The following is an 11,976-nucleotide window of genomic DNA, read 5'->3' as shown; positions in this document are numbered from 1 at the left end:
TATTTTTAAAATTAAATTAGCTTAATAAAACATCAAAAAGTGAAAAAGGAAATCCTAATTGACGGATCAAAAATTTTGGACAAAACCAGCTTGTATACAGAATTAAACAACAAACTAATGCCAAACGAAGATTGGAAATTAGGAGAAAGTCTCGACGCATTTAACGACCTACTATATGGCGGTTTTGGAGAAATAAATGGCAATGAACCCGTTCGGTTAATTTGGAAAGATTTCCTTAGAATGAAAGAACTTTTCGGACATGACTTTACATTAAATTTTTATCACGAAAAACTCAAATACCCTAATAGTTACAATAATAATCTTATTGAAAATTCAATTAAAGAGTTAAATGCAGGAACGGGAAAAACTTACTTTGAAATTATTTTAGAAATTATCGCTGATCATCCCAATATTGAATTGGTTGCAGAATAAATTAAACTTTTTGAAATTCAAAATGTACGAGTGGATAAGGTTTTCCCATACCATCAACTTGACTACGTCCAACTTTCTTATATCCCACTTTCTCGTAAAAACCTATGGCACGAGGATTTTGCTCGTTAACATCTACTTTCAAAATTTTCAATATCTCGACAACATAAGTCACAGCTTGCGTGCCCAGTCCTTTTCCACGCGCTTCATCATGAACAAAAAGCATTTCTAAATTATCATCAGAAACACTAAAAAAAGCATCGATTTGTTTATTTTGCTCCAAAACAAAAACTTGTAATTGTGGTAAAAACTCTGATGGAATTAATTGTTTAAACAATTCAAAATCTTTCTTTTTCAAAAAATCATGCGTTGCCAAAACTGCACTTTCCCAAATTTCCATAATTCGTGGATAATCATGCAGAGTTGCTTGTTTTATATTGTACATTACTGTATAACTTGCTACTTTATTAACTTCCTTGTAATAAAAAACAAAACGGAACGCCAGAAAAATCGGGATGATCCTCCTTCCATAATTCTAAACCTTCAAAAAAAATATGATCATCATTAGCAAGACTTTCACAAACTTCGTTATGAATTTTGAAAAGCAACTCGCCTGTCGTAAAATTAGACGCATTATTCGCTTCCACAAGAAAATCACGCTCGATATCATCATCTTCCTCCTCATTCCAATAAGAATATTGAACCACAATTTTAGGGCAATTAAGTATAATTTCCGACAAATCTACGTTCTCTTTCCCTTTCGAAATCAACTCGTTATAATTGACCAATTCGTTCTCAAAATCCTGTTGAGATGAAAATTTATCTTGATTAAAATTCCAAAAAAGATTTTTTAATAGTTGTTGCGGTGGATTCATTTTTTAATTTCTAATTTGGCTTAAATATAAAAATTAATTTATAAAACTGTCCATGAAGGATATTGTGTTTCAATTAACTTTAAAGAGAAAATATGATTTCTAAAAAGCTTAATTTTGCAGCCTAAAATAGTCGTTAAATAATCATGAAATCGGAGTTTGATCATTTTAATCAAATAAAAACTGTATCGTCTTTTCCAGAGTTGGTGAACACAAAATTTTCTGGGAAAAATAATGCACTTTGTTGGCAAAGACCTCTGGAGGGTAATTTTGAGGAAATTGTCAATCTATTGGAATTAAAAGAAAATATCACAGTGATTTCGGAAGCTGATTTATTAAATTTAAACTTATCGGAACAAGGTCTTCTTGCTCGAGAAATTATCTTAAACGACATCAAACTTTTAAAAGAATTCGGTGCTTCGCCGACGCTCAACCTTCTGAAATGTTATGAACGTGATGATGAGTTTGATTACATCTCAACCGACGTTTATTCGTTTCATGTAGACCGCTCTCCTATTGCAACAGACACATTTTTGTGTACTTATTTTGGTGCCTCTAGCGATATTATTGCTAATGAAGAGGTTGCTCAAAAAATCCAAATTCCTGAAGTTCGAGAAAAATTAAAAACGCTGCACGACGCTCAAGACGGTGATATTGAAAGCTTTTTGGAAGATAATTTTTTTGATCTTCATTATCAGCCAAATGCAGATGCAAAACCTATCAATCTAGAAAATGGATACCTTTGGCGATTAGCCGTTGACCATCCCGAGCAGCAAGTTCCGCCCTGTGTTCATCGTGCTCCAGAGGAAAATGGGCAATTACGTCTTTTATTAATTTGTTAATTTTTTATAATTGAATTTAGGACAACTTTTGAAAGTCAAATTCCTACAAACTAATACTCAACCGAGTTAACTGCTTCGAAAAATGCTTTTAATTTAATAGCATCAAGCTTTCCATCCGTACGAACACTACTACACAAATCAAGGCCAAAAGCTTGTACCTTTTCGATTGCTTCTACAACATTATTTTGATTAATGCCTCCCGCCAAATACAGAGGAATATTAATAGATTCACGGATTTGTCTGCTCAAATCCCAATTGTGTGTACGTCCAGTTCCGCCTAATTCTTTCACTTTTAAATTCGGATTTCCGCTATCCAAAAGTAGAGCATCAACATACTGTGACACTTCAACAGCTTCCCGTACAGAAGTCTCATCGATCACATGAATAACTTGCACAAGTTTAACATGAGGAAGTGCTTTTTTAATGATGTCGTAATCAGACACTTTGAGTGCATCTACAATCTGAATGGTCGTCGTGTTAACTCGTTGATAATGTTTAATAATATCTTCAGCTTTAGTCTCACTGGTTAACAAAAAAGTTGAAATCGGTGACGGAACAGTTTTAGCAATTTCATATATCAAATCATCTGCTATCACGCCAGGACCGCTAGGCATATTGCCAACCAAACCAATTGCCGAAGCACCATAATCTATTGCCATTTTAGCTTCTTCAATACTGCTGATACAGCAAATTTTCACGTGCGGCTTTACCATATTTTTGTTCAAAAATAATGTTTTTAAAAGATATTAATCTTATTTAAAACAAAAACAGTATGCTAACTTTCCAGGCTAGTATATTGATTTTTTTAGAAAATTATTTCATCTGATAAGTGTACACATTATACGGAAGTAGCTTTCCAGCAAAATACCTTGAAATAAAACTCGCCATTAAAAGTGGAAAAAAAAGAACATAGGCATTCGGTGCTAGATTACATACCAAAAACAACGCTGTTAATGGCGCGTAAATAGAGGCTGATAAAGTTGCCGCAGCGCCAACCAACATAAAGTTAAGGTAGATTAAAGAAGTTCCTAAATAATTATTGCAAACATAAGCAAACAAAAAGCCCAAAAAGCCTCCTACCACAATACTTGGAGCGAAAACGCCGCCATCTCCTCCTGCTCCCAAAGTTAGTGCGGATGCTAAAGGTTTTAGAACCACCAATGACAATAAAAACAACATCGAATATTGTGTAGGATGCTGCAACAATGGTGCTAAGGCGTGGTAACTATCGCCATACAAAAACGGAAACACCAATATCATCAAGCCTACTGTAGTTGCACCAAGGTTAACACGAAAAAAATTGTTATTAATACCCGAAAAAAAGTTTTTTAATCGTGTCACCAACAAGGTGAAATACACCGACAATGTACCACCTAACAAACTTAAAACAATGAAAAACGGAAAGGCCGACCATTTCCAATCCGTAATATGATAGTCAAGAAAAATATCTGGTTTCATTACTAATAAAAATCCCCACGCCACCATCGCCGACATCGTGCAACTCACAAAAATACTTTTGTTAAGCTTTTTTGCAATCACTTCGACCGCAAATAGCCAACCGACTATTGGACTTCCAAAAAGAATTGAAACGCCCGCTACAACGCCTGCACAAATCAATTCTAGTTTATAAAGATTTGGTGAAAATCGATTTTGATAAATATTGTTCCCGATTGTTGCACTCGCCACCACAGTAGAAACTTCGATACCCGTGGAACCACCAAAAATTACAGTCAAAAAACCATTAATAAAATGCGATGGAATCTTAAACAAAGGCAAATGATCTTTTCTTTGATCGACAGTTTTGTAGATTTCTGTGATACCTTTATTTTTTCTATTTTTAAAAAAGTACTTTCTTAAAAAATAAATACCCGTTATCCCAATCGTTGGAAAAATGACAAACAGAAACTTCTTTTCAAGCGCTGTTTCGTATAAAAAGTCTTGACAAAATATTGTAATCGTTTTTAATAACAAAGCCAGTATTGACGCTAATCCACCAACAAGCGCACTTGTGATTATTAATCTAAAATAGAAATGTCGTCTTACTTTTTGTCTATCCATTATTCATTTTTCTAAAACAAATTTAGTTGATAGACAGTACTTTTCATAATTTTTATTTTAAAAAATGAAAACCGATGTCGTTTTGGGGATACGACAAAGCGATGGCGTAGATTGCTAATAAGCACTACGCTGTTGTGAAAACATTTGGGTCACCTCCTGTTCGTAATCAGGAGGTTTTTTTATGTCCAAAAGTTAAATTCACCAAATTTTGGTATGATGAATTAGCTTATAAAATTAAGTAAATACTACTTCTATTCGATTATTTTGAAACGCCGCCTACTTTATCATCAACATCTCACTAAAAAGATTCTCCAAATGCAATATCCGTTGGAAAGGACTTTTAACAGCTTTCAACACTTCAGGTCTTTGGATGTAACTATAGCGCGAAGACATATTATGCATATTCGACACGAGGATTAACCAACACTCATCAATCTTATTTCTGTAAAGAGGATATTTAATATTTTTCTTTTCTATAATGTTCAAGATTTTATTCGCGTGCAACTCATCAAACAAAGACAAGTTGTAGTCTAAAACCAAAAGAACGCCCTTATCATAAGGCGTTCTTCTAATCGATGTCACATATTTAGTCGTTTTTTGTTGCATCACAGCATTACAAATATCTTTCACTACTTTTTCTTCATGTTTAGTACCAACAAGTCGAGAGTCTAAACCAAGGTGGTAAATACCACAAGCTTGATCCGAGGTCAACAACCAATCCTCTACCCATCTGAAATATTGATTGATAAGCGCCTCCCTTTTCTTTAATTCAAAATGATTAATAACTTCTGAAATCTCTAAGCCGATACGCTTACCGTTAATTCTCACAATAAAATCTGGACTTTCACCTGTTAGATTTTCGATTTCGATATCGGGATAATGTTGCAGCAAAGTACTTAGGAGAAGCACTTCGGTTTTCTTTTGATAAGCTTCGCGCTCAGATAGTCGCTCGCGGTCAATCTCGCGACACCAATAGCTCAACTTTTCGGCAGCATCTTTATGTCGCAACATACATAAAGCTAGAGATTTTCCAAGATCTTCGGTGAACAACATAACAACCTAGTTTACAATTAATCACATCTTAAAGCTAAGCATTATTTCTGCTAAGTAATTGATTATTAATAAAATTTAATACCAAGACTCGCATAACATTTAATCCTATTTAAACGAAATACAATGCTTTTTCTAAAACTATTTTTATTCTAAATTCTTAAATTTGCCCACTCTAAACAAATGATAACTTAATGGATTTTAGAAACTTTAAGATGCCATACAGCATCAATCCTCAATATTCTAAAAAAACCGCTTACTTCTCTATGGAGTTTGCGATCGATCAATCGCTTAAAATATACAGTGGTGGACTTGGCTTTTTAGCAGGTTCTCACATGCGAAGCGCTTACAATTTAAAACAAGATTTAGTCGGCATCGGCATCCTTTGGAAATTTGGATATTATGACCAAGCGCGTAATCACGACCAAACGCTTAATCCAGTTTGGACTAAAAAAATGTACTCTTATCTTGAAGATACTGGCATCCAATTCCAAATCGAAATCCATAACGCGCCAGTTTGGGTAAAGGTTTGGTATCTTAATCCCGAAACTTTTAAGACTTGCCCAATGTTCTTTTTGAGTACTGATGTACCAGAAAACGATCATATTTCTAAAACAATCTGCCACAAATTGTACGACGCCAACGAGTCTACCAAATTAGCGCAGTATATTTTATTAGGAAAAGGCGGCGCTAAGCTTTTAGACGAAATGAATTTCGAGCGCGATGTTTATCATCTTAACGAAGCGCACGGACTTCCTGCAGCATTTTATCTTTTAAGAAAATATGGTGGCGATCTTTTTAAAGTTAAAGAAAAATTAGTTTTCACAACGCATACGCCAGAAGAAGCTGGTAACGAAAAACACGATCTTGGGCTTTGTCATAACATGTCTTATTTCTGTGGACTTAGCATGAAAGAAGTAAAACAAATCGAAGGTACTGACGACGAAAGATTCAACCATTCGCTTTGTGCGTTAAAGATGGCGAGAGTTGCCAATGGCGTTTCTCAACTGCATGGTGTGGTTTCTCGTGCAATGTGGAATAAATATCCTAACATCTGCGAAATAAAATCAATTACCAATGCGCAGGAATTCAAATATTGGGCGGACAAATTATTATACATTTCTAAAGACGATGGCGATACGGCAGCTTTCGATTTTAGAAAACACTATTTAAAGAAAAGAATGTTCCGCAATGTTGCTGACCAATGTGGTAAATTGTTTGATCCAAATATCTTTACCATTGTTTGGGCAAGACGTTTTGCAGGTTACAAAAGAGCCGATTTGTTACTAGAAGACAAAGAGCGTTTCCGTCGTTTATTAGAGAATAAAGAATTCCCAGTTCAGATTATTTGGGCAGGAAAACCTTATCCAATGGACTATTCAGCGATTTCGACTTTTAATAATTTGGTGGAAGAAAGTAAGAATTACAAAAACATGGCAGTTCTTACAGGCTACGAATTATCATTAAGTAAATCTCTAAAACAAGGTTCTGATCTTTGGTTAAATAATCCCCGCGTTCCTCGTGAAGCTTCCGGAACTTCTGGCATGACTGCCGCAATGAATGGTTCTGTCAACCTTTCTACAGACGATGGTTGGATTCCGGAGTTTGCAAGACATGGCGAAAACTCGTTTGTCGTTCCAAAAGCTGATTACGATAACATGACCACTTTGGAGCAAGACCAATACGATTTGCATAAGCTTTATGATATTTTGGAAAACGAAATCATTCCGACTTATTACAACGACAAAAATAAATGGCGCAAAATTGTAGCTAACGCTATGGACGACGTACGATTCCAATTCAATAGCGATCGTATGGCAGACGAGTATTACAAATTGCTTTACAATAATTAAATTTTAAACATAAATAAAAAGCTAGCAGAATTTGACAACTGCTAGCTTTTTTATTATTTCAGTATTCACAAAAACCCTTTCAGAGTTTTGAACTCTGAAAGGGTTCTACAATTATAATTAAGACTACCTAATCGCTAGAAGCTAGCAGCCATAAGCTAATCGCCTATCTAAAACTGCGCTGTTTCTGTAGAATCTTTCATCGCAACCGTTGCAGCCATTCCGTTGGTAACCACATTTTGTACTTCGTCAAAATAACCAGTTCCCACAAAACTTTGGTGTTTCACCGCACGAAAACCTTTCGCCTGCAAAGCAAATTCTCTTTCTTGCAACTCCGAATAACCTGCCATGCCACGTTCTTTATAAGCCAACGCCAACTCAAACATCGCCGTGTTCAACGCATGGAATCCAGCTAATGTTATAAACTGGAATTTATAGCCCATTTTCGCCAACTCTTCACGGAAGCATTCCATTTCTTCAACACTTAATCGTGCTGCCCAATTAAACGATGGTGAGCAATTGTACGCCAACATTTTATTTGGAAACTTTGCATGGATGCCTTCTGCAAATTGTCTTGCTTGCTCCAAATCTGGATTCGAAGTTTCCATCCAAATCAAATCAGCATAAGGCGCATAAGACAAACCACGATCAATGCCTTGCTCTACGCCATTTTTAACAACATAAAAACCTTCTGACGTTCTTTCTCCTGTAACAAATTTTTTATCTCTATCATCAATATCCGAAGTTAAAAGATCCGCTGCATCAGCGTCTGTTCTTGCAATAATCAAACTCGGAACACCCAAAACATCGGCTGCCAAACGTGCTGCAATCAACTTATTAATCGCTTCTTGCGTCGGTACCAAAACTTTTCCGCCAAGATGTCCGCACTTTTTCGCTGATGACAATTGATCTTCGAAATGAACGCCCGCAGCGCCTGCTTCTATCATTTGTTTCATCAATTCGAAAGCATTAAGATTTCCTCCAAAACCAGCTTCGGCATCTGCAACAATCGGCACCAAATAATCTTTGTCACCGCCATCATTTACCGACTGAATTTGATCTGCGCGCAACAACGCATTGTTTATTTTCTTTACAACCGCTGGAACCGAATTCGCTGGATACAAAGATTGATCAGGATACATTTCGCCAGAAAGATTCGCGTCCGCCGCCACTTGCCATCCAGAAAGATAAATCGCTTCTAGACCCGCATCAACTTCCTGTACAGCTTGGTTTCCTGTTAAAGCGCCCAATCCAGCAACGAAATCCTGAGTATTCAATTTATCCCAAAGTAACTCCGACATTTGCGTTGCAATCGTATAATCGAGTTTGTACTTCCCTCTCAGTTTTAAAACTTCCTCCGCAGAATAAGGTCTTGTGATACCTTTCCAACGTGGATTATTTAACCATTCTTGCTCTAAAATTTGGATTTGTTCTTGTTTTGTTTTCATAATATTTTGTGATTTAATGTGATTAAAATGTTTAGTATTTTGTTTTAAATCTTGAATAAAATCTCCCCTGTCACTCATTTTAGACTGAGTGATATTTATAAATTATCTTTAAAAATTATTTGCTATTCCTTATTAAGAAAAAGTTTATTTAAAAATTTAAGCTAAATATGGATAAGCTTTTAAGGTTAAAAACTCGTCGAAGTTTTCGGAGAAAACCATGTCATTAAATAGTTCCACAGCTAAATCAAATTTTCCACTTTCAAATCGAGTTTCGCCAACATAAGTTTTGATATTATTTAATTCTTCTTTTTGAAGTTTTAAAATCAAATCTTTAGTTACAACTTCTCCACTCTCCAACTTCACCAAATGCTTTAACCACTGCCAAACTTGTGATCGCGAAATCTCCGCCGTTGCCGCATCTTCCATCAAATTGTAAATCGCTGCTGCGCCAACACCCATCAACCAAGATTCGATGTACAGAATCCCGACATTAATATTTTTGCGAAGTCCTTTTTCAGTAATCGTCCCAACAGGAACTTCCAACAATTGACTTTCAGAAATTCCGTAGTCAAACAACTTATGAATCTGATTAGAAGTCGGCATATATTGGTCAAAAACCTCCATCGCAACTGGCACCAAAGCAGGATGCGCTACCCAAGTTCCGTCGTGACCATTTCGCACTTCACGCTCTTTGTCTGTACGCACTTTCTCAAAAGCTTCTTCGTTGGCTTGTGGGTTATCTTTCACAGGAATTTGTGCTGCCATTCCGCCAATTGCAGGCACACGACGCTTATGACAAATTTCAACAACTCTTTTGGTATAAGCGTCCATAAAAGGCGAAGTCATGGTCACTTGATCGCGATCGGGCACTAAAAAATGCAGAAGATTTCTAAATTTTTTGATGTACGAAAAAATATAATCCCAACGCCCACAGTTAAGTCCAGCGCTATGTTCTTTTAATTCAAATAAAATCTCATCAAGCTGGAAGGACGCCGTAATTGTTTCGATAAGAACCGTCGCTTTGATGCTTCCAGAAAGGATTTTAAGATAATCTTGAGCAAATAAAAATACATCATTCCACCAACGTGCTTCTTCGTAATGCTCCAATTTTGGAAGATAGAAAAATGGTCCACTTCCCTTTGTTAAAAGCTTCTTAGCATTTCTGAAAAAATAAATCCCAAAATCTACCAACGAAGCTGACATCGGCTCGCCATCAACCAAAATATGTTTTTCGTCCAAATGCAATCCTCGAGGTCTAACTAATAAAACTGCTGTTTTTTCTTTTAATTGATAGTGTTTGCCGTTGGTTTCGAAATCGATTGTTCTGTTAATCGCATCCGAAAGATTAATTTGACCTTGCATACAATTCTCCCAAGTCGGCGAATTACTATCTTCAAAATCCGCCATAAAGATTTTCGCACCAGAATTAAGTGCATTAATGACCATTTTTCTATCAACTGGTCCGGTAATCTCCACACGTCTGTCATGCAAATCGCGAGGAAGTGGCGCGCACACCCAAGCCGATTCGCGCACGTCCTTAGTCGCATCCAAAAAACTTGGTAATTTCCCACTATCAAATTCTTTTTGAATCGCTTCTCTCTGTTTTAAAAGACGTAAACGCTCAGGATTAAACTTGTGATGCAATGCTAAAAGAAAGGCTTTCAATTCTTCAGTAAATAATTGGCTGTAAGAATCTTGCGCTTCTATTGTTAAACTTTCTAAACTTGTCATTCGTACTTTTTATTTGTGATTGATTTGACAAATCTAATAAAAAAACTTTCACAATTAGCGAACGTTCGCTAATTTTATGAAAAAATTATTATGCCGACAATCGCAATTATTTTATATTTGTTATATGAATGCCGATAGCGACTACATCCGTGTAATTTTTGGACTCAAATTAAGACAACAACGTCAAAAGAAAAATTGGTCGTTGCAAGATCTAGCAAACCAAACTGGCTTGTCGAAATCTTATCTTAACGAAATCGAAAACGGAAAAAAATATCCTAAACACGACAAAATAATCCAAGTTGCCGAAACCTTAGGATGCAGTTTTGATGACTTGGTGTCGACAAAACTTGATCGAAGTTTAGCACCAATTAATGAGATTTTGCAATCGGATGTTTTCAAAGAAATCCCGTTAGATCTTTTCGGAATCAATCGCAACAACCTTATCGGGATGATAAGTGAGGCACCCAAAAAAGTGACCGCTTTCATTACAACGCTCATAGAAATTTCGCAAAATTACAACCTCGGAAAAGAACGGTTTTTCTTTGCGGTACTTCGATCATTTCAGGAATTATACAACAATCATTTTCCTGAAATTGAAGAAAAAGCAGAAGCTTTTTATCAGCAATACAACCTCAATCCTCGCGAACTAAAATCTGCTGAGCTAGAAAAGATTTTAATAGAAAATTTTGGTTATCAAATCCATTCTGAAGATTTTGACAAATTCGGGACTTTGCAACATCTTCGTTCGCTTTACATTCCTGAAAAGAAAAATCTTTTACTCAACCAAAGATTAGACGAAAATCAAAAAACTTTTATTCTAGCGAAGGAAATTGGGTTTCAGGTTTTGGATTTAAAAGCGCGTCCCAACACTTATTCTTGGGTGGACATCAATAGTTTCGAAGAAATATTGAACAATTATTACGCCTCTTATTTTGCTGGTGGACTACTTATTCCTAAAAAAGAATTGGTTAGAAAAACAGCAGATTTCTTTGATCATAAAGAATGGAATCCCACACATTTTGAAGATTTAATTCAACATTTTACCAACTCGCCAGAGACTTTATATTATCGTTTGACCAATATTTTGGCATCCGAATTTGGGATTAAAGATTTGTTTTATTTATGTTTTGTACAAAAGAAAAACAGTCCAAAAGTTCAGATTCTTAAAGAGTTGCATCTCAACCAACAACAAGCGCCGCGCTCTAACGCGATGAACGAGCATTATTGTCGTCGCTGGGTCGCGCTTAAAAATATGGAGCAACTCGAAAGCAGCGATGCGCAATTAACTAACGCACAAATCTCACATTATAAAGATTTTGGATTGAGTTATTTGGTGATTTCGACGTCGCAAAAAAATCCATTTTCTGATGGTAGCAACCGCAGTTATTGCCTCGGAATTTTATTAAACACCAACTCCCTCAAGAAAATTAATTTCGCAAAAAGCGCCAATCTACAGACTGTTGAAGTCGGTGTCACCTGCGAACATTGCAGCATTAGCAATTGCGATGTGAGACAAGCGCCTGCAACACGTCTTGACAAAGAACTTTTCAACAACGATATGAAAAAGTCGATTGATAAAATTAGAAATCAAATTTTAGGAAAATAATTTTTTTAGAAAATCCTCAGTTTGCTTCATTATTAAACCACAAAAGTTTAAATTAAAAAAAAATCTCTACTAAAAATTCTTATATTTAAG

General features: G+C 35.8%; 11 protein-coding genes. 4 read left to right on the top strand and 7 right to left on the bottom strand.

Features of this window, described 5'->3' with window-relative positions:
* Positions 1–39 precede the first annotated feature (39 nt).
* Positions 40–432 carry a barstar family protein gene (locus B5X62_RS07425; protein ID WP_079666789.1) on the top strand — a complete coding sequence of 131 codons (393 nt, stop codon included), beginning with the start codon at positions 40–42 and terminating at the stop codon, positions 430–432.
* Position 433: 1 nt separating this feature from the next.
* Here B5X62_RS07425 and B5X62_RS07420 read toward each other — a convergent pair whose 3' ends face one another.
* On the bottom strand, positions 434–874 hold the full coding sequence (locus B5X62_RS07420) for a GNAT family N-acetyltransferase (RefSeq protein ID WP_079666788.1): 441 nt from the start codon (positions 872–874) through the stop codon (positions 434–436).
* A 22-nt stretch (positions 875–896) separates the two neighbouring features.
* Positions 897–1,304 (bottom strand): hypothetical protein, encoded by a 408-nt coding sequence (locus B5X62_RS07415; RefSeq protein WP_079666787.1) that lies wholly within the window; start codon positions 1,302–1,304, stop codon positions 897–899.
* A gap of 143 nt (positions 1,305–1,447) precedes the next feature.
* Here B5X62_RS07415 and B5X62_RS07410 point away from each other — a divergent pair, with 143 nt between their 5' ends.
* Complete coding sequence (locus B5X62_RS07410) at positions 1,448–2,143, top strand: DUF1826 domain-containing protein (RefSeq protein WP_079666786.1); 696 nt, start codon at positions 1,448–1,450, stop codon at positions 2,141–2,143.
* 50 nt (positions 2,144–2,193) lie between these two features.
* Here the strand turns inward: B5X62_RS07410 and B5X62_RS07405 are convergent, their stop codons facing one another.
* The 3 genes from B5X62_RS07405 to B5X62_RS07395 all read right to left on the bottom strand — a co-directional run bounded on the left by B5X62_RS07405 (position 2,194) and on the right by B5X62_RS07395 (position 5,254).
* Entirely contained in the window at positions 2,194–2,856 is a 663-nt protein-coding gene (locus B5X62_RS07405) for a phosphoribosylanthranilate isomerase (protein WP_079666785.1), read from the bottom strand.
* 100 nt (positions 2,857–2,956) lie between these two features.
* Positions 2,957–4,201 (bottom strand): chloride channel protein, encoded by a 1,245-nt coding sequence (locus B5X62_RS07400; protein WP_079666784.1) that lies wholly within the window; start codon positions 4,199–4,201, stop codon positions 2,957–2,959.
* Between the two features lie 276 nt (positions 4,202–4,477).
* Positions 4,478–5,254: a hypothetical protein gene (locus B5X62_RS07395; protein ID WP_079666783.1), complete on the bottom strand. Its 777-nt coding sequence runs from the start codon at positions 5,252–5,254 to the stop codon at positions 4,478–4,480.
* Between the two features lie 191 nt (positions 5,255–5,445).
* Here B5X62_RS07395 and glgP point away from each other — a divergent pair, with 191 nt between their 5' ends.
* Positions 5,446–7,104 carry an alpha-glucan family phosphorylase gene (gene glgP, locus B5X62_RS07390; RefSeq protein ID WP_079666782.1) on the top strand — a complete coding sequence of 553 codons (1,659 nt, stop codon included), beginning with the start codon at positions 5,446–5,448 and terminating at the stop codon, positions 7,102–7,104.
* Between the two features lie 167 nt (positions 7,105–7,271).
* Here the strand turns inward: glgP and aceA are convergent, their stop codons facing one another.
* A complete protein-coding gene (gene aceA / locus B5X62_RS07385) occupies positions 7,272–8,549 on the bottom strand; it encodes an isocitrate lyase (RefSeq protein WP_079666927.1) in 1,278 nt (425 codons plus the stop codon).
* Between the two features lie 156 nt (positions 8,550–8,705).
* Positions 8,706–10,280 carry a malate synthase A gene (gene aceB, locus B5X62_RS07380; protein ID WP_079666781.1) on the bottom strand — a complete coding sequence of 525 codons (1,575 nt, stop codon included), beginning with the start codon at positions 10,278–10,280 and terminating at the stop codon, positions 8,706–8,708.
* Positions 10,281–10,356: 76 nt separating this feature from the next.
* On the opposite strand from aceB, the gene B5X62_RS07375 reads away from it, so the two are divergent.
* Positions 10,357–11,886 carry a helix-turn-helix domain-containing protein gene (locus B5X62_RS07375; protein ID WP_245797169.1) on the top strand — a complete coding sequence of 510 codons (1,530 nt, stop codon included), beginning with the start codon at positions 10,357–10,359 and terminating at the stop codon, positions 11,884–11,886.
* Positions 11,887–11,976 lie beyond the last annotated feature (90 nt).

This window comes from Soonwooa buanensis (assembly GCF_900167905.1).
Lineage (GTDB): Bacteria > Bacteroidota > Bacteroidia > Flavobacteriales > Weeksellaceae > Soonwooa > Soonwooa buanensis.
This window is presented reverse-complemented; position numbering and strand designations above follow the sequence as displayed.